The 18,123-nt window shown below is 73.2% G+C and carries 18 protein-coding genes; 7 read left to right on the top strand and 11 right to left on the bottom strand.

What is annotated here, in order from left to right; all coding sequences use genetic code 11:
• Positions 1–38: 38 nt before the first annotated feature.
• Positions 39–902 (top strand): phosphatidylinositol-specific phospholipase C/glycerophosphodiester phosphodiesterase family protein, encoded by an 864-nt coding sequence (locus LG395_RS21700; RefSeq protein ID WP_225810911.1) that lies wholly within the window; start codon positions 39–41, stop codon positions 900–902.
• 103 nt (positions 903–1,005) lie between these two features.
• Positions 1,006–1,200: a hypothetical protein gene (locus tag LG395_RS21695; RefSeq protein ID WP_014671248.1), complete on the top strand. Its 195-nt coding sequence runs from the start codon at positions 1,006–1,008 to the stop codon at positions 1,198–1,200.
• Positions 1,201–1,232: 32 nt separating this feature from the next.
• On the opposite strand, the gene LG395_RS21690 is transcribed toward LG395_RS21695, so the two are convergent.
• Together LG395_RS21690 and LG395_RS21685 are read right to left on the bottom strand one after the other, a co-directional pair.
• Entirely contained in the window at positions 1,233–2,402 is a 1,170-nt protein-coding gene (locus LG395_RS21690) for a phosphodiester glycosidase family protein (protein ID WP_225810910.1), read from the bottom strand.
• Positions 2,403–2,543: 141 nt separating this feature from the next.
• The gene (locus LG395_RS21685; RefSeq protein WP_171158652.1) at positions 2,544–2,903 is read right to left on the bottom strand and encodes a DUF779 domain-containing protein; all 360 of its coding nucleotides are present in this window, start codon (positions 2,901–2,903) and stop codon (positions 2,544–2,546) included.
• A gap of 127 nt (positions 2,904–3,030) precedes the next feature.
• Here LG395_RS21685 and LG395_RS21680 point away from each other — a divergent pair, with 127 nt between their 5' ends.
• Positions 3,031–3,528, top strand: a complete 498-nt coding sequence (locus LG395_RS21680) for a hypothetical protein (protein ID WP_225810909.1) — start codon at positions 3,031–3,033, stop codon at positions 3,526–3,528.
• Between the two features lie 567 nt (positions 3,529–4,095).
• Here the strand turns inward: LG395_RS21680 and LG395_RS21675 are convergent.
• Both LG395_RS21675 and LG395_RS21670 read right to left on the bottom strand, forming a co-directional pair.
• Positions 4,096–4,734 (bottom strand): DedA family protein, encoded by a 639-nt coding sequence (locus LG395_RS21675; protein WP_171158654.1) that lies wholly within the window; start codon positions 4,732–4,734, stop codon positions 4,096–4,098.
• 189 nt (positions 4,735–4,923) lie between these two features.
• Positions 4,924–6,000 carry an endonuclease/exonuclease/phosphatase family protein gene (locus LG395_RS21670; RefSeq protein WP_171158655.1) on the bottom strand — a complete coding sequence of 359 codons (1,077 nt, stop codon included), beginning with the start codon at positions 5,998–6,000 and terminating at the stop codon, positions 4,924–4,926.
• Between the two features lie 185 nt (positions 6,001–6,185).
• On the opposite strand from LG395_RS21670, the gene LG395_RS21665 reads away from it, so the two are divergent.
• Together LG395_RS21665 and LG395_RS21660 are read left to right on the top strand one after the other, a co-directional pair.
• Positions 6,186–6,881: a response regulator transcription factor gene (locus tag LG395_RS21665; RefSeq protein ID WP_225810908.1), complete on the top strand. Its 696-nt coding sequence runs from the start codon at positions 6,186–6,188 to the stop codon at positions 6,879–6,881.
• 10 nt (positions 6,882–6,891) lie between these two features.
• A complete protein-coding gene (locus LG395_RS21660) occupies positions 6,892–7,992 on the top strand; it encodes a sensor histidine kinase (RefSeq protein WP_263982841.1) in 1,101 nt (366 codons plus the stop codon).
• A gap of 120 nt (positions 7,993–8,112) precedes the next feature.
• Here LG395_RS21660 and LG395_RS21655 read toward each other — a convergent pair whose 3' ends face one another.
• Positions 8,113–8,916: an MBL fold metallo-hydrolase gene (locus tag LG395_RS21655; RefSeq protein ID WP_225810906.1), complete on the bottom strand. Its 804-nt coding sequence runs from the start codon at positions 8,914–8,916 to the stop codon at positions 8,113–8,115.
• A gap of 139 nt (positions 8,917–9,055) precedes the next feature.
• Entirely contained in the window at positions 9,056–9,913 is an 858-nt protein-coding gene (locus LG395_RS21650; protein ID WP_225810905.1) for a LysR family transcriptional regulator, read from the bottom strand.
• A gap of 509 nt (positions 9,914–10,422) precedes the next feature.
• Here LG395_RS21650 and LG395_RS41690 point away from each other — a divergent pair.
• Together LG395_RS41690 and LG395_RS21640 are read left to right on the top strand one after the other, a co-directional pair.
• Entirely contained in the window at positions 10,423–10,728 is a 306-nt protein-coding gene (locus LG395_RS41690; RefSeq protein WP_225811010.1) for a nitronate monooxygenase, read from the top strand.
• A 173-nt stretch (positions 10,729–10,901) separates the two neighbouring features.
• Positions 10,902–11,645, top strand: a complete 744-nt coding sequence (locus LG395_RS21640; protein ID WP_171158681.1) for a class I SAM-dependent methyltransferase — start codon at positions 10,902–10,904, stop codon at positions 11,643–11,645.
• A gap of 80 nt (positions 11,646–11,725) precedes the next feature.
• On the opposite strand, the gene exaC is transcribed toward LG395_RS21640, so the two are convergent.
• The 5 genes from exaC to LG395_RS21615 form a co-directional block, all read right to left on the bottom strand.
• On the bottom strand, positions 11,726–13,249 hold the full coding sequence (gene exaC, locus LG395_RS21635) for an acetaldehyde dehydrogenase ExaC (protein WP_225810904.1): 1,524 nt from the start codon (positions 13,247–13,249) through the stop codon (positions 11,726–11,728).
• 55 nt (positions 13,250–13,304) lie between these two features.
• Complete coding sequence (locus LG395_RS21630) at positions 13,305–14,612, bottom strand: GAF domain-containing protein (protein WP_225810903.1); 1,308 nt, start codon at positions 14,610–14,612, stop codon at positions 13,305–13,307.
• A gap of 187 nt (positions 14,613–14,799) precedes the next feature.
• Positions 14,800–15,399, bottom strand: coding sequence for an N-acetylmuramoyl-L-alanine amidase (locus tag LG395_RS21625; RefSeq protein WP_225811009.1), 600 nt, complete (start codon positions 15,397–15,399; stop codon positions 14,800–14,802).
• A gap of 80 nt (positions 15,400–15,479) precedes the next feature.
• A complete protein-coding gene (locus tag LG395_RS21620) occupies positions 15,480–16,493 on the bottom strand; it encodes an acetamidase/formamidase family protein (protein WP_225810902.1) in 1,014 nt (337 codons plus the stop codon).
• An 80-nt stretch (positions 16,494–16,573) separates the two neighbouring features.
• The gene (locus tag LG395_RS21615; protein WP_225810901.1) at positions 16,574–18,058 is read right to left on the bottom strand and encodes an APC family permease; all 1,485 of its coding nucleotides are present in this window, start codon (positions 18,056–18,058) and stop codon (positions 16,574–16,576) included.
• Positions 18,059–18,123 lie beyond the last annotated feature (65 nt).

Below are 18,123 nucleotides of genomic sequence, written 5' to 3'. Positions count from 1 at the left end.
ACTCTCCCCGGTCCCCATCACCCCCAGGGAGGCAGTGCATGGCCCTCACCACCCGTCGCAGAGCCCTCACCACCTTCGGCGCCGCCCTCGCGGGCACGCTCGCCCTGCCCGCCGGCCACGCGCTGGCCGGTGAACGGACGCGTCACCCGCGCCCGCTGTGGCACGCCCACGCGCACAACGACTACGAGCACCCGCGGCCCCTGGCCGACGCCCTCGACCACCGCTTCGGCAGCGTCGAAGCCGACATCTTCCTCGTCGGCGACCAGCTCCTCGTCGGCCACGAGGCATCCGGCCTCGACCCGTCCCGCACCCTGGAATCCCTCTACCTGGAACCGCTCGCCGCCCGGGTCGAGGCCCACCACGGCCACGTGTACCGAGGTGCACGCCGGCCGCTCCAGCTCCTCGTCGACATCAAGACCGAGGGCTCCGCCACGTACCTCGAACTCGACCGCCACCTGCGCCGCTACCCGCACCTGTTCACCCGCTACGCGCACGGCCGCGTCCACCCCGGCCCGGTGACCGCCGTGGTCTCCGGCGACCGGGCGGCCCGTGCCCCGATGGAGGCGCAGACCGAGCGCCGCGCCTTCTACGACGGCCGCCTCGCCGACCTCGGCGGCCCCGCCCCGGCCTCCTTCATCTCACTGATCAGCGACAACTGGACGCAGAACTTCACCTGGACGGGCGCCGGGACGTTCCCGGACGCCGAGCGGCGGAGGCTGCGGAGCATCACCGGCGCCGCCCACGCGCGCGGGCAGCGGGTCCGGTTCTGGGCCACCCCCGACACCGCCGGCCCCGCCCGGGACGCGCTGTGGACGGAACTGCTCGCGGCCGGGGTCGACTACCTCAACACCGACGACCTCGCCGGCCTGGAGGCGTTCCTCGACGCCCGCCCCTCCGCGTAAGACCACACGATCGGAGGACACGTCAGCAGCCCGGACGAACCCTCCGCTACGCCACACTTGCGGCCGAACGCCGCACACGGGGCGTGGCGGAGGAGGGTTCCCGGTGGTCATTTCCATCTCTGTGGTGCTGCTGCTTCTTGTCCTGGCCGTGATCTTCATCCGGAATTGCTCGCTGAAGATCTCCCACGCCCTGGTCTGCCTGCTGCTCGGCTTCTACCTGGCCTGCACCAGCATGGCGCCCACCATTCAGAGCGGGCTCACCGCGACCGCCGAGCTGGTGGGCAGTCTGCGGCCGTGAACCGTCCGGCCGGAGCCGGTGGTGCGCCGGCCTCAGTCGGAGAAGACGCCGATGCCGTCGGGCACCGGGCGTTCGGCGCCGCCGCTCGGGTGGTTGCGCACCGTCACGGCGGCGGCGTCCGTGTCGCGGGCGACCAGCTCCGTCGAGCCGCCGCCGTCGAGGTTGAAGGCGGCGGTGGCCCCGAGCGCACGCATGGTCTCCGCCTCCTCGGCGACGGTCAGCCCGCTGCGGTAGCTCGCCGAGCCGTCCAGCGCCAGCAGCAGCATCTGCCGCCCGCCGCCCTTGTACCCGACGACCGTCCGCACCGCCGAGGTGCTGTCGTCCAGGCCGGACAGTGGACTGCCGTCGCGCAGGACCGGGAAGCCGCCGATCGCGAACGCGTACGGCACCCCGGACGAGGACGCCACCAACGCGTGCGTCACGTCCACCGGGTCACCGACCGACAACTTGCGCAGACGCCGCGCGCCCTCCTCGCGCCCCAGCAGCACCGTGGTGTCCGCCGGGATCGGGCCGCTTCCCGGGCCGTCGGTGGCGGAGACCACCCGGCCCCCGCGCACCTTCACCTCGTACGTGTCGTCGCTGCACGGTGCCGCGCGCAGGGTGTCCGTGCCGCACACGGCCCGCAGCCGGGAGACGCTGCCCCAGCGCGCGGTGAAGGCGCCGACCGAATCCACCGGCAGCGCGTACTGGTTGAGGCCCTTCAGCGGCACCTGCCCGTCCGGTGTGCCGACCGAACCGGAGAGGGAGAGGCGGTCCAGGCGGGCCCGCCGGTCGGTGCCCACGCCGAACACGTCCCGGGTGGTCGTGCCCGGAGGCATCGCGGGTCCGAACCGCTGCCCCTTGGGCACCGCCGCCTTGAGCGCCTGTCCGCCGGCCACGGCCGGTCCGACGGCCGCGCCCGTCGCCGGCACGCCCGGGTGCTGCGTCTCGGTGATGTCGAAGAAGTCGCCGTTCACCCCGGCGACCGCGCCGGCCGAGTCCGCCATCCGGGACACGGTGGCCCGCGCCGCCACCGCGCCCGGGTACAGCAGGTCGACGTGGACGTGCGGGTCGGCCAGGTCCACCGTGAGCAGGTGCGCGCGGGCCTTCCCCGCCGCCCCGGCGATGTCGAACTGCCGGTAGGTGACGCCCGGCGCGAGCCGTCTGCCCGCCGGCGCGGCACCGGCCGGTGCCGCCCCCGCCAGGGCCGCGCCGGCGAGCACCCCGAACGCCGTGACAACCGTGAGAACCGCTCTGCCCGCTGCCGAACGCCTGCGAGGTCCCGTCACCGTGCCCCCTGATGTCTCGTCAACTGTCCTCGGTGTACGGGCAGTGGACCAGACTCGGGCGGGCCGGCGGGCCCACTAGGCGTCGACGACGCGAGAACGGGTGAGGAAACGTACCCCCTCGGGTGCTTCCAGGGAGAAACCGCTGCCTCGTCCCGGCACGACGTCCACGATCAGCCGGGTGTGGCTCCACGCCTGGTACTGGCTCCGCGACATCCAGAACGTGACGGGCTCCGGCACGCCGTCCACCGCCAGCTCGGCCAGCAGCACGTCCGAGCCGCCGGTACGGAACTCACCGTCCGGGTAGCACATCGGGGCGCTGCCGTCGCAGCAGCCACCGGACTGGTGGAACATCAGCGGACCGTGCTCGGCGCGCAGACGACGCACCAGCTGAGCGGCCTGCGGGGTCAGCGCGACGCGCGGGATCTCCTCTTCCATGTCACCGTCCTGGGCAGCGGGGGAGTCGGATCGTCGGCTCCAGTCTCACGGTTGGTCACGACCCCGTCCAGAACGCCTCGTGGCCCCGCCGCGTCCGCGCAAGGGGTCGACTGGGAGCATGGGGCGCATGCGCCCTTCCTTCCCGCGTCCGCCCGAGCCGCGCTTCGTCCCCGCCGGTGAACACCCGCTGTGGGACGAGGCACTGGCGACGGTCAACCGGGACCTCGCGGCGACCCTGCCCGGGCAGCACCCGCTGTGCCTCATCGCGTACCCGGCGGACGCGGACGAGGACGAGGACGAACGGGTCTACGTCGCACTGGCCGACGGCAACGCGCACGGCAACGCCCTGCAACCGGCCGGCTCCGCCGACTGGGCGCTGTGGGGCATCGCCGACGCCGCCCAGGACACGATCACGGGGTGCCTGTGGCAGGTGTGGCCGGTCTGCACGCTCCACGGCCTCGGCATGCACCTGGCGAAGCAGTCCGGCCGCCCGGTCTGGAGCTGCGCGGGCGGCGGCCGGCCGGGCGATCCGGCCCATGTGCGCGCAGCGGTGGGGGAGCTGGACACGGTGCACCGACCGCACCGGCCGAACCGGAAGCGTCGCAAGGACGGCAAGGGGCGTTAGAGCGGCAGGCGGTAGGCGGCACGCGGCAGGCGGCAGGCGGCAGGCGGCAGGCGGCTGGGGCGTAGGGGTGACGGGGCGGCACGGCGCACCGGGTCGGCTGGGGGCGGCCGGGAGCCGCTGCGGTTCCTTGCGGATGCGAGAGGTCGAAGCGCTGTCCGACATGGCCGGGCCAACGGCTCGCCGAGGCGCCGGACTCCCACGGGCATCCGGTGGCCGGGCTCGTCGTCGGGCCTGACGTGCTCGGCGGTGTCCTCTGCCGGGGCGGGCACGACCTGTAGGGCAGCGGCCGCACCGGCGCTCCGGGGCGGATGACCCGCTTCCCGCCCGACACCGTGGAGCGGGACACTCGGCATGGGCCACTCGGCATGGCTCGGCCGGACGCTGGACCCGCGAGTTCGTGGGCGTGTCAGCCGGCTTCGCCCGGCAACCCGGCTCCGCGGACCCGAGGTTCCCGGGCGCGCAGTGACCTCGCCGCGGCGCCCGGCGGGCCCGCCGGCAGGGCAGGCCCGTGCCGTGCAGGACTGCGGCCGGCGGGCGCGGATCTGCGACGGGTGAGCCGTGGCTCGTTCAGCGCGCGGAGCCGCGTCGGTCCCGGCGGGCGCGGAGGGCCTCCGGCAGCAGCGGGAGCAGCGACAGGACGACGACCACGGCGACCAGCGGCAGCAGATAGTCGTCGATGTGCGGGACGGACGCCCCCAGGGTGTACCCGGCGAGCACCAGCGCCTGCGACCACAGCACCCCGCCCACCGTCTGCCAGAGGGTGAAGGTCCGCGCCGGCACGCCCAGGGCCCCGGCCACCGGGTGCAGGACCGTCCGCAGCAGCGGCACGAACCGGCCGATCACCAGCGCCTTGCCGTAGCCGTAGCGCGCCAGCAGCCGTTCCGCCCGCGCCGCCGCGCCCTTCACCCGCCCGCTGCTCGTGCGCGCGAGCAGTGCCCGGCCGCCGTGCCGTCCGATCAGGTACCCCACCTGGCCGCCCGCCACAGCTCCGATCGCCGCGCACGCCAGCACCTGCCACAGCGCCAGCCGCGGCGGCTGCTGCGCGCTGCCCGCGCACAGCACACCGGCCGGGAACAGCAGCGTGTCCCCGGGCAGGAAGAAGCCGACGACCAGCAGACCCGACTCGGCGAAGAGCACGGCCAGGACACCCAGCGCGCCGAAGGCGGCCAGCACCGAGGCGCTGTCCATCGGGTTGACGGCGATCAACGGGCACGCCTCCCGGCCTCCTCGGGGACCCTGTCCGCTCCCCAGCATGGCGTGCCCGGCCCACCCGTGCGCGCCGGTCCCGTGCAGCGGCCGGACGCGCCGGCGCCGATGCGTGAGGAGCACCGGCCGGGTGACCCCGAGCACCGGCGCCGCGGCGCCGCCCCTCGGCCCGCCGGCCCCGCCGCGTGTTCACCAGCTGATCCTGGCGGCCACCGGCAGGTGGTCACTGCCGGTGGCCGGCAGTACCCGGGAACTGTCCGGCCGCACGCCGCGGACCAGGATCTGGTCGATCCGCGCCACGGGGAACCTCGCCGGCCAGGTGAAGCCGAATCCGCTGCCTGCCTCCACCTGGGCCGACCGCATCCGCGAGGTGACGCCGGCGAGCGCGCGGTCGTCCACGGTGCCGTTCAGGTCGCCGAGCAGCACCACCCGCTTGTTCCGCTCGGCGGCGACGGCCTCGGCGAGCGCCTTCGCGCCGCGGTCCCGGCTGTCCGTCCAAAAGCCCCTCGCGGGAAACAGGCGTACGGAACCCAGGTGGGCCACGTACACCGCCAGCGGACCCCGGCCCGTGGCCACCGTGGTGCGCAGCGCCCGGTTGTAGGTCATCTTGACGTCGGCCGGTTTGGTGTCCCCCAGTGGCCCGTAGTCCATCTTGACGTCGACCGGCCGGGTGTCCGACAGCGGCAGCTTGCTCCACAGCCCGACCGTGCCCAGCACCGTGTGGTACGGGTACGCCCGCGCCAGTTCCCTCTCGTACGTGCCGCGGGCCCGCTCGGTGAGCTCCACCAGGGCCAGCACGTCCGCACCGGAGGCGACCAGGTGGCGGGCGGTGCCGGCCGGGTCGGGGTTGGCGTCGCCGACGTTGTGCTCGGCGACGGTGAGGTCACCGCCCGGGTGGGACCTGTCGCCGAGCAGCCCGCCGAAGAGGTTCAGCCACACCACGGCAGGCAGCAGCAGCGCGACCACCGCGGTGGCGGAGCGTCGCCACAGCGCGCCGGTCAGCAAGACGGGGACGAGCAGGCCGAACCACGGCAGGAAGGTCTCCACCAGGCTGCCGAGGCCCGCACGGTTGGTGATCCGCGCGTGCAGCAGCAGGCCCAGGCCCAGCAGCACCGCCGACACCGCGAGCACCGGCCCGCGCTTCCAGGGCCCCGGCCGGGAGGCGGCACGCACCGCCCGGTGCAGACGCGCGCGCCAGGCCCCGGCGCCGGGACCCTGGTGACCGGCGCCGCCCTGCCCGGCCTCCACCGTGTCCACCCGCGTCATCGCCCGCCCTCGCTCACTGCCGGCTCCCGGCGGCGGCCGGGCGCGGCGAAGGACATCGGGTTTTCCGTCGTTCCTGCTGAGGGTGGGGTTCGGCGCATGCCACCAGTCAAGGCGAGGCGGTGTTGCCCGCACGTATGCGTTTTTCCATACGCCGACGATAGGGACCGGCTCGTAGCATCACGTGCATGCGCGTGCTGATCGTCGAGGACGAACCGTACATGGCGGAGGCCATCCGCGACGGCCTGCGCCTGGAGGCGATCGCGGCCGACCTCGCGGGTGACGGCGACACCGCGCTGGACATGCTGGGCACCCACACCTACGACATCGCCGTACTCGACCGCGACATCCCCGGGCCTTCCGGTGACGAGATCGCCCGACGTATCGTCGCCTCCGGCAGCGGCATGCCGATCCTCATGCTCACCGCCGCCGACCGTCTCGACGACAAGGCCTCTGGGTTCGGACTCGGCGCCGACGACTACCTCACCAAACCCTTCGACCTGCGCGAACTCGTGCTGAGGCTCAGGGCCCTCGACCGCAGACGTGCCCACAACAGGCCGCCCGTGCGGGAGATCGCGGGGCTGCGGCTGGACCCGTTCCGCCGCGAGGTCCACCGGGACGGCCGCTACGTCGCGCTGACCCGGAAGCAGTTCGCGGTGCTCGAGGTCCTCGTCGCGGCCGAGGGCGGTGTCGTCAGCGCCGAGGAACTCCTGGAACGCGCGTGGGACGAGAACGCCGACCCCTTCACCAACGCCGTGCGCATCACCGTCTCGGCCCTGCGCAAGCGTCTCGGCGAACCATGGGTCATCGCCACCGTGCCGGGCGCCGGCTACCGCATCGACACGCCACCGGAGGCCGTACCCGAAGGGCCGGACCGTGAATAGAGCGCCCGGGATGAGCGTCCGCCTCAGACTCGCCCTCAGCTACGCCGGATTCCTCATGGTCGCGGGCGCCTTGCTGCTCGCCGCCGTGTGGCTGTTCCTGTTGCGCTACGTCCCCGAGCGCGCGCTCCTCGTCAGCAGCGACACCCTCACCCACGGTGTCTTCCCCGTCCGGTCCGGCCTCCTGCGCGCCTTCGCGCCGTCGGCTGCCGCGGTACTGGTCTTCCTGCTGGTCTTCGGTCTGCTGGGAGGCTGGGTCCTCGCCGGCCGCATGCTCGCCCCCCTGAGCCGGATCACCGACGCGACACGCAGGGCCACGGACGGTTCACTCTCGCACCGCATCCGGCTGCCGGGCCGCGAGGACGAGTTCCGCGAACTCGCCGACGCCTTCGACACGATGCTCGCCCGGATCGAGACGCACGTCGCCGAACAGCGGAGGTTCGTGGCCAACGCCTCCCACGAGTTGCGCACCCCGCTGGCCATCTCCAAGGCACTCCTCGACGTGGCCCGCACCGATCCGGGCCGCGACACCGGCGAACTCCTCGACCGCCTCCACGCCGTCAACACCCGGGCGATCGACCTCACCGAGGCACTGCTCCTGCTCAGCCGCGCCGAACAGCGGTCCTTCACCCGGGAACCCGTCGACCTGTCCCTGGTGGCGGAAGAAGCGACCGAGACACTGCTCCCCCTCGCCGAGAAGCACGACGTCACCATCGAGACCGGCGGCGACATCGCCCCCACGAGCGGGTCGCAGGCGCTGCTGCTCCAGCTGACCGTGAACCTGGTCCACAACGCGATCGTCCACAACCTGCCGGACCGGGGAGCCGTCCGGGTCAGTACCGGCGTCCGCCCCCGTACCGTCGTGCTCACCGTGGAGAACACGGGCGAGAAGCTCGCCCCGCGGCTGGTCCCGACGCTCACCGAACCGTTCCAGCGGGGCACCGAACGCGTCCGCACCGACCACGCGGGCGTCGGCCTCGGCCTGGCGATCGCCCGGACCATCACGCACGCACACGACGGGACGCTCACCCTCACCCCGCGCGCCGCCGGCGGTCTCCGCGTCACCGTGGAACTACCCGCGGCAGCCCCGCGCACCGGCCCTGAAGGCACCTGAAGGCACCTGGGCACCTGAAGGCAGGGGACGGTCCGGCCCATCGCCCGGGCACGGCCGGTCGCCCTCGACGTACCGGGCCCGCGACCCGCGGTGGTGCTGCCGTGCCATCGAGTGAGGGGCTCAGCGGGCCAGCGGCACCCACGTGCCGTGGGGTGCGACCCGCAGCAGGGAGGAGAGGCCGGCCTCGTGGAAGGCCAGTTCGATCTCGGGAAGCCCTTCGGAGAAGTGGGCCCAGCCGTCGTAGTGGGCCGGTACGACGGTCCGCACGCCCAGGACGGCGGCAGCGGCGGCGGCCCGGCGGCTGTCCAGGGACAGGGGCCGTCCGTCGAACTTCGCCGGCACGCGTGCCGCTCCCGCGTGCAGGACGGCCGCGTCGATCCCGGGCACCCGGCGGGAGATCTCCGCGACCGTGCGGATCGAGGCGTTGTCGCCGCTGACGTACACGGTCGGCAGGCCCTGCCCGGACAGCACGAACCCGATGACCTCGCAGTTGACGTTGCCGTCCGCGTCGCGTTCGCCGTCCTCGGGACCGTGGACGGCGGGGACGGCCAGTACCGTCAGATCTCCGCCGCCGTCCGGCCGGGGCAGTCGGTGGCCGGTCCACGGGGAGAGGCCGACGGCGGGCGAGCCGAGCCGCTGCGCCGCGAGCGGCCCGGTGAGCACCAGCGGGGCGGTCTTCGCGAACGCGCGGCCCCGCCCGTCGAGGTTGTCCGGGTGGGCTTCGTGGCTGACCAGGACGAGGTCGGCCGGTCCCACCGCGTCCTCGCCGGCGGCGGGCCCGGCGGTCTTGGTGAGGTACCCCTGGGGGCCCGCGTCGTCGAAGGTCGGATCGCTGACGATCCGCAGGCCGCCGATGTCGATGACGGCCGTCGGGCCGCCCAGCACGGTGACCGCGCATTCCTGCCGGGGCAGCCCTGTGCTCATCGTGGTCCTCGCAGCGTGCTCGGGATGGTTCGCTTCACGGCGTCCACGCTAACGACGCCCCGGCGGCCCGTGAAATGCCCGGGCAGACGCGTCCATGCGTCGCCGGCATGGACGCCGCGTCTCCTGGGCGCGGCTGGCGTCACCCGGCCGCCGTCCGGAGGGAGGCGTCCAGGAACCGGCGGACCAGTGTCCGCTGCGAGTCGGGGAAGTAGACGAGGCGCACCGGGCTCGGCGGTGCCCCCGTGAGGGGGACGAAACTGACCGCGGGGTGCTGGGTACGGCGCCGCGCGACCTCCGGGACGATGCCGATGCCCCGGTCGGCCGCCACCGACTCCAGCCACTCGTCGTAGTTCGCCGTTTCGATGATCCGGGCCGGGCGCTGGTCCGCGGGCCACGACCAGGGACCGGTCGTACCGCTGACCGTGTTGACCACCAGCGGCCAGAACCGGACGTCCGCCCAGTCCAGATGACCGAGGCGGGTCAGCTCGTGGTGCCCGGAGCACACGGCGACGCGCGGCTCGTCGAACAGGTGCACGGTGTGCGCCCCCTTCGGCGCCTCCCGCTCGCCGCGGACCACCGCGATGTCGACGGTGCGCCGGCGCAACGCCTGGAGGGGATCGTCGGTCCGGACCAGGGCGACCGTCGCTCCGGTGTCCTCCTCGAACCGGCTCACGGTCCGCTGCGCCCACGGATCGGGCAGCAGCCAGCTGAAGCCGAGCCGCAGGGTGACGCGGTGCCGGGCGACGGCGAGGGCCTGGTCCAGCGTGGCGAGGACCCGCTCGACGTGGACGAGGAACTCCGCGCCGGTCTCCGTCGGTTCGACGTGCCGGGAGGAACGGTCGAGCAGGCGGACGCTCAGGATGCCCTCCAGCTGCGCGATCGTACGGCTGAGCGCCGGCTGGGTGATCAGCAGTTCCTCGGCGGCCCGGGAGAAGGAGCGGTGGCGGGCCACCGACGCGAAGGCCCGCAGGTGACGCAACTCGACGTCCATGCTCATCGCGCCCCTTTCCGGCACCCATGCCTGCCGTGCATAGCGCCAGCGTAATGGGCGTCTGACAGGCGGAGCGCGCTCTGTCTACGCCCGGCCCGGCGCCGGTCTCCGGCCGGGCGCGCCGGCACCGCGCCCGCGCCGTACGGGCGGAGGCCGACCGCTACGGCCCGGCCCTGTCCCGGGAACCGACCGAGGACGACGACCACTGGAGGGACGACATCGACCTGTTGGTCTCGGCCCCCGTCCCGTGGGTGTCCTTCACCCGGCGTACGGAGCGGTCGGCACCCCGTGCACGGGGGCGATCAGGTCGGGCGGCCGGACTGGCGTGAGGGTCCGGGCCGGGCGGAGGGCGCCGGAGCGGTCACCCTGCCCGTCATCGCCACGGGCGGCACCGGCAGCGGCCGCCGCCGGCGTGAGGGAGGTCACGCGCGCGGGCGCCAGGGCCGCCAAGGTGGGCACCGTGCTGCTGCGCTGCGCACGCACGAGAGCGGGGCGTCCGCGCGCACAAGGCGGCCCTGGCCGATTCGGCCTTCACCGCCACGACCGTCACCCGCGCCTTCACCACCACGACCGTCACCCGCGCCTTCACGGGACGGCCCGCCCGCGCCCTCGGCGACCACTTCACCGACCGCTTCGACGCCTCGCCCCGGCCGGCTACCCGGCCCCGCACCACCTCAGCGCCCCTCCGCAAGGCCGCGACCGCGGCCGGCGACACCCGACCGATCCGTCTGTGGGCCGGAACCGGTCACCGCGAGGCCCGGACGGAGTCCGCCGCGGACCCCTTCGCATGCCTCGCCGTCCGGATGCGAGGGCGCGGGTGAGCCGCCGGGGGACGCGGGCCCGTGGAGGCTGGAAGCCGGGTGTGCCCAGCGGACCGGGCTGTCACGGGTCCGTCCCGAACCCGCCTGACCGGCCGGCGGTTCGCTCGGTGCCCGGTGCCGGCCGCGCCGGAAAATACCGGGCTTCGCTCGGACGACCGCCGTACCGTAGCGGCATGCTCGATGAGGACGGTTATTTCGGGGAGTCCGTCGCCGCGTCGTACGACGAGTCGTCGGCGGAGATGTTCGACCGGCGGGTCGTGGAGCCTGCCGTGGATCTGCTGGCGGAGCTGGCCGGGGACGGAGGGCGGGCGCTGGAGTTCGGGATCGGGACCGGGCGGGTCGCACTGCCGCTCGCGGCGCGTGGTGTCCAGGTGCACGGCATCGACGTGTCCCGGGCGATGGTCGGGCGGCTGCGGGCCAAGCCCGGCGGCGACGGGATCGGTGTCACGATCGGGGACTTCGCGACCACCGAGGTCGAGGGGACCTTCTCGGTCGCCTACCTCGTCTACAACACGATCATGAACCTGACCTCGCAGGACGCCCAGGTGGACTGCTTCCGCAACGCCGCCGCTCATCTCGAGCCCGGCGGTTGTTTCGTCATCGAGGTCGGCGTGCCCGATCTGCGGCGCCTGCCTCCCGGGCAGAACGCCGTGCCGTTCCGGGTGGATGAGGGGCGGCTCGGGTTCGACCTGTACGAGGTGGCCACCCAGTCCGTCACCTCGCACCACGTCTCCGTCCAGGACGGCCGCGGCAGCCACCTGGCCGTTCCGTTCCGCTACGTCTGGCCCGCCGAGCTGGACCTCATGGCCCGGCTGGCCGGAATGCGGCTGCGGGAGCGGTGGGACGGGTGGACGCGCGAGCCGTTCACCAGCGAGAGCCGGCAGCACGTGTCCGTGTGGGAGAAGGTCGCGGGCTGAGGCGGTCGGCGTCCGGTCCGGACTCCTGGAAAAGGGCGCCTGACGGGCGTCTGCCCCGGTCAGGCGCCCGCTCCCCGGGCCTAGAAGAAGCCCAGCTTCTTCGGTGAGTACGACACCAGGAGGTTCTTCGTCTGCTGGTAGTGCTCCAGCATCATCTTGTGCGTCTCACGGCCGATCCCCGACTGCTTGTAGCCGCCGAACGCCGCGTGCGCGGGATAGGCGTGGTAGCAGTTGGTCCACACACGGCCGGCCTGGATCGCGCGCCCCGCGCGGTAGGCGGTGTTGATGTCGCGGGTCCACACACCCGCGCCCAGGCCGTACAGCGTGTCGTTGGCGATTTTGACCGCGTCGTCGAAGTCGTCGAAGGAAGCCACCGAGACGACGGGGCCGAAGATCTCCTCCTGGAAGATCCGCATGCGGTTGTCGCCCTCGAAGATGGTTGGCTGGACGTAGTACCCGCCCTTCAACTCGCCCTCGGCATCGACACGTTCACCACCGGTGAGGATCTTCGCGCCCTCCTGGCGGCCGATGTCCAGGTAGGAGAGGATCTTCTCCAGCTGGTCGTTGGAGGCCTGCGCGCCGATCATGGTCTCGGTGTCCAGCGGGTGACCCGGCTTGATGCGCCGGGTGCGTTCGACGGCCGCCTCCAGGAACTCCGCGTAGTGACCGCGCTGGACCAGCGCCCGGGACGGGCACGTGCAGACCTCGCCCTGGTTGAGCGCGAACATCGTGAAGCCCTCGAGCGCCTTGTCCCGGAAGTCGTCGTCGTGCGCCCACACGTCGTCGAAGAAGATGTTCGGCGACTTCCCGCCGAGTTCCAGGGTGACCGGCTTGATGTTCTCCGAGGCGTACTGCATGATCAGCCGCCCCGTGGTGGTCTCCCCGGTGAACGCGACCTTCGCCACCCGCGGGCTCGACGCCAGCGGCTTGCCCGCCTCCGCACCGAACCCGTTGACGATGTTGAGCACACCCGGCGGCAGCAGGTCCGCGACCAGGCTCAGCCAGTAGTGGATGGAGGCCGGGGTCTGCTCGGCCGGCTTGAGCACGACCGCGTTGCCCGCGGCGAGCGCCGGCGCCAGCTTCCAGGCCGCCATCAGGATCGGGAAGTTCCACGGGATGATCTGCGCGACGACTCCGAGCGGCTCGTGGAAGTGGTACGCCACCGTGTCGTCGTCCAGCTCGCCCAGCGAACCCTCCTGCGCCCGGATCGCCCCGGCGAAGTAGCGGAAGTGGTCGATCGCGAGGGGGATGTCGGCGGCCAGCGTCTCCCGGACCGGCTTGCCGTTCTCCCAGCTCTCGGCCACCGCCAGCGGCTCCAGGTGGGCCTCCATCCGGTCGGCGATCCTCAGCAGGATGTCGGAGCGCTCCGCGACCGGGGTACGACCCCACCCGGGCGCGGCCTCGTGGGCCGCGTCCAGCGCCCGCTCGACGTCCTCCGCGGTACCGCGCGCGATCTCCGTGAACGGCTGACCGTTGACCGGTGACGGGTTCTCGAAGTACTGCCCGCGCGCCGGCGGCACATAGTCGCCACCGATGTAGTGGTCGTAGCGCGACTGGTAGGAGACGATCGCGCCTTCGGTGCCCGGCGCCGCGTAACGAGTCATCCTGGTTGCCTCCCGGTGCTGCGCTGCCCGCCGTTGGACAGCTCTCGGCGCGAGGTTAGGGACGCGGACGTTGCAAGTACGTTGCGTCGCGGCTGCGTGCCCGTGCCCGGCCGGCCGGCGCCGCCAGTTCGGCCTCCAGCGCGGCGAGCCGGGCCCGGACCGGTGCCGTCGGGCGTACGGCGGCGAGCGCCCGCCACACCTCCGGGTCGTCCTCACCCCACGGCGCGTGCGCCCAGTCCGCCAGCAGATCGGGGTCGCCGTGCGCGATCAGCGCGGAGCGCAGCCCGCGGGCGAGCCGCTCCCGCAGCCGGACGATCGCCGGGGCCTGGGAACCGGGCAGCAGCGGGCCGGTGTACGCCTCCGCCGCCGCGGTCAGCGCCCCCGTCTCCAGCCGCCGCTCGACCACGGTGGCGTCCGCCTCCACCGCCGCCGTCAGCCGGTACGGCCGCGAGGCGAGCAGCCCCGGACCGAGGAGTCTGCGCAGCCGCGCCAGCTCGGCCCGCAGCGTCACCGGGGTCACCGACTCGTCCGCGTACAGCGCGCACAGCAGCTCGTCGCCGCTCAGGCCCTCGGGATGCCGTGACAGCAGCACCAGGATCTCGCTGTGCCGACGGCTGAGCCTGATCCGCCGTTCGCCCACCGCGAGTTCGGCCTCGTCCCGGCCGAGCGCGCTCAGCAGCGGCCCCTCCCCGGCGGCGCGCGGCGGGGCGAGCAGGGCGAGCTGCGCCTCCGCGGCCCGCGCCACCGCCCGCACGAAGCCGAGGCTGTGCGGATGGGCGAGCCCGTCTCCGCCGGTGATGTCCACGGCCCCCAGGACCCGACCGGTGCGTGGATCGTGCACCGGAGCGGCGGCGCAGGTCCACGGCTGCACCTGCCGTATGAAGTGCTCCGCGGCGAACACCTGCACGGGCCGGTCCACGGCGACCGCGGTGCCCGGCGCGTTGGTGCCGACCGCGCTCTCCGACCACCGGGCACCGGGCACGAAGTTCATCCGGTCAGCGCGCCGCCGGGTCGCCGCATGTCCCTCCACCCACAGCAGCCTGCCGTGCGCGTCGCACACCGCCAGCAGATGCTCGCCATCGGCCGCGAAGGTGCCCATCAACTCCCGGAACAGGGGCATCACCCGGGACAGCGGATGCTCCGCGCGGTAGGCGCCGAGATCGCCGTCGGTCAGCTCCACGCTGGCGGCGCCGTCCGGCCCGACCCCGGCCCGCGCGCTGCGCCGCCATGACTCCGCCACCACCGAGCGCACCGGCCGCGGCACCGTGCCCGCCGTGGTGAACGTCTCGTGCGCCCGGCGCAGCAACCGGACCCGCTCGGCGGGGTCGGCCCCGGGTTCCAGGGCAACCCACGGATCGCTCAACTCGGCCTCCCCGGACAGTGGAACGGTGGTGGTGCGGTGCGGTAAGGGACGGTGATACGGCCTACGGCGGCTCCGGGCGGTGATGCGGCGGGCTCAGCGGTGGCACAACGGCGGCCACGGCGGCTGGGACCATCGTCGCTCCGGGCGTTCGCGCGGACAACCGGTGCGACGGCGGCTCCGCCCCCGGCTAGGCGAAGTTGACCATTCTGATGTACCGCGCCCAGTCCCAGTTCGGCCCCGGGTCGGTGTGGTCCGTTCCGGGCACCTGGGAGTGGCCGATGATGTGCTCCCTGTCCCGGGGGATGCGGTACTTGGCGCAGATCGCCGCCGTGAGCTTCGCCGACTCCTCGTAGAGGGCGTCGGTGAAGTAGGCGGGCCGGTCGATCCAGCCCTCGTGCTCGATGCCGATGCTGCGCGTGTTGTAGCTCCAGTTGCCCGCGTGCCAGGCGATGTCGGTCTCGTGGACGCACTGGGCGACGTGCCCGTCCGCCGAGCGGACCAGGTAGTGCGCGGAGACCTTCTTCTGCGGGTTGCCGAAGATCGCCAACGTGTCGGTGTAGGTCTCCTGCGTGACGTGGATGATCACTCGGTCGATGGTGTAGTCGCCGGGGCGGACGGACACCGTGTAGTTGGAGCCGCTGGCCGCCTGCCACTCGGCGGGCGGGTAGTCGACAGCCGCGCCCTGGGCGCCGGCCCGTGGGTCGGGAAGCAGTGCGTAGGGGACGGCGGCGAGTGCCGCGCCCTTGAGCAGCCGGCGCCGGCTGAGCCGGGGTCTGGCTCGGTCCATGTCCATGGCGGGATGCCTTCCGGGATGCCTCGGGGAATGCCGTTCGGTGGGCTTTTGGCCGTCGGGGGCACGAGGGGACGTCAGCGGCTCAGGGCCCGCGCGGTCTCCCGCAGCCGGGCGTGCACGCCGCGGTACGTCTCCCGTGCGGGCAGCCACTGTTTGCGGAGTTTGGCCACGCACGTGTAGTTCGTGTCGCACACGTTGGCCAACGGTGATTCGACGGTCTGGGTTGCGAACTGGTACGCGTCCAGCTCACTGAACCCGTAGTCGCGCACCAGCCACTGCACCAGGTTGAGCTGGGATATCTGGAAGGCGTCCTCCAGCGGCCGGGCCGAACCGGTCGAGATGATGTGCGTGTCCGACTCCAGCCGGGGCCACGGTGTGGCGACGTCCTTGAGGAGATCGACGACCACCACCGTGTTCATCGCGCACTCCACGGCCACGCCACAGGTCTCGCCCTCGCCCTGCCGGGCGTGCCCGTCGCCGAGGCTGAGCAGGGCACCCTCGACGTTGACACCCAGGTAGCAGGTGACGCCCGCCCGCATCTCCGGCGTGTCCATGTTGCCGCCGTGGGCGTCGGGCACGAGGGCCGAGCGCACCTCCAGGCTGGCGGGTGCCACACCCACCGTGCCGTGCATCGGGTCCAGGGGCAGCTCCACCTGGAAGTCGTTGTCCCGTGCCTGGAACAGCGCCGTTCCGCGGGCCCGGTCCAGCTGCCAGATCCACACCCGCTCCGGCAGCGGTGGCTGAAGAGTGGCCGTCGTGTGCGTGGAGGTCAGCGCGCCGAAGAGGGGGACCGTCGTGGACGCCGCCCAGTCGCGGGCCGGTTCGATCGACACGAAGTGCACGGCCACGGTGTCACCGGGCTCGGCGCCCTCGATGTGGAAGGGCCCGGTCTGCGGATTGAGGAAGGGGAACTCGCACACCTCGGACACGAGGTCCTTCTCGGAGCGGACCCGGCCCGCGAAGCAGTCCTCCGTGTACAGGTCGAGGACCGTACCGGGCGCGATCCGCGCCAAGGGCGCCGCTCCGCCGAACGTCCACGCGTACTGGTCCGGTTCGGGGCGCACGGTGAGGATCCGGGGGTCGGTCATCGTGGGGTGACTCCCTTCTGTGGGCAATCCCCGGGGCGGGGATGCGGAGGGGCGTGGGCGGTGCCCCACGTGAGGGGCGGTCAGCCCGGCAGGGATCCGTCCATGCGGCCGGCGCCGGGGTCGTACGCGTCGAGGTGCACCCGCGCGGTCTGCGCTATCCGCTCGGGGTGCCGCCGTATGAGCACGACCAGCACGACCGCACCCACGGCCATCCACGCGCCGACGACCGGACCGGCGTAGGACACCGGTGCCGTCAGTTCCGTCACGAAGTCGAACACCGGGAGCCCGGCCGCCGTCAGCAGGGCGGGCACGAACGCGGCGATGCCCAGCAGCGGGAACACCAGGTGCCGTACCGGTGCGAAGGCAGCCCGGCCGGAGCGCAGGAAATGGCCGGCGCAGGAGAGGTTCACGACGATGTAGACGCCGACGACGACCGTGACGATCACCGTGGCGAGCAACAGGAACGCGGTCACCGGGTCGTAGGCGAAGCCGAGCCCCAGCACCGCTGCGACCGCGACCACGGTCTGCAGGGCGATGCCGACCACGGGGGAGCGGTGCCGGGGATGGAGCGTGGCGAGCAGGCCGGGCAGGACGCGGACGCGCGCGAGGGCGAAGGCCGTGCGGGTCGAGACGTTCGCGCTCGCGTTGGCGTTCGCGATGGCCGAGTTGACCACCGCGAGGAACACCAGCACCCAGAAGAGACCGAACGAGGCGCGGGCGACGCCCTCCCAGGACGCCTCGCCCGAGGCACCGAACTCCGCGAAGCGGTCGGGGCCGAAGTAGACCGTCATCGCGTACGTCGTGAGGACGTAGAACAGGCCGATGCCCACGGCCGCTCCGAGGACCGCGCGGTGCATGGTCCGCCGCGGGTCACGGGTCTCCTCGGCGAGCGGCGCGGCCGCCTCGAACCCGGCGAAGGCCAGCACCGTGTACACGGACCCGGCCAACACCCCGGCGGCTCCCGTGTACCCGTCGGCGGTGTGGGACGTACCGAACACCGACAGGGTGTTGGCGCTGCCTGCCTTGCCGATGAGCAGTACGGCGAACACGAGGAGGACGAGGATCTCGAAGACGCCGAGGACGGTGCCGAAGCGGGCGGAGGCACGGACGCCCAGATAGCCCGAGACGGCGATCACTGCGGCACCCGCCAGCGCCCACGGCCACCACAGGTCCGCCGGGTACGCGGGCCATTCCTCGTGCAGCGTGTCCGCCACCGTGAAACCCAGCTGGAGGAGAAGCAGGGGCGGCACCAGCATCTCCACGAAGACGTAGGCCCACCCGACGAGGAAGCCGACGGCCGGGTGCAGACCCTGTGCCGCGTACGTCGCCACCGAGCCGGCCGCGGGCAGCTCCCGCGCGAGCTCGGCCACGCAGGAGGCGGTGAACAGACAGGCCACCAGGGCCACGAGCACCGAGAGCGGGAGGCTGCCGCCCGCGAAGGCGGCGCCCGACGGAATCGAAGCCGCCACCGCGGCGGCCGGCGCCATCGCCGTGACGCTCTGGAACAGGACCTCGCGCAATCCGATGGCGTCGTGCCGCAGCGTCCCCTTCGTCTCCCCGTGCATGTGTCCCCCGATACGTCTCAGTCCGCTGCCACCGCCGCCCGCGCATTCCTGATCCCGCCTGCGCC

The organism is Streptomyces spinosus (assembly GCF_020400655.1).
GTDB lineage: Bacteria > Actinomycetota > Actinomycetes > Streptomycetales > Streptomycetaceae > Streptomyces > Streptomyces argyrophylli.
The sequence above is the reverse complement of the archived record's forward strand: the minus strand, read 5'-3'. Positions and strand labels throughout refer to the sequence as shown.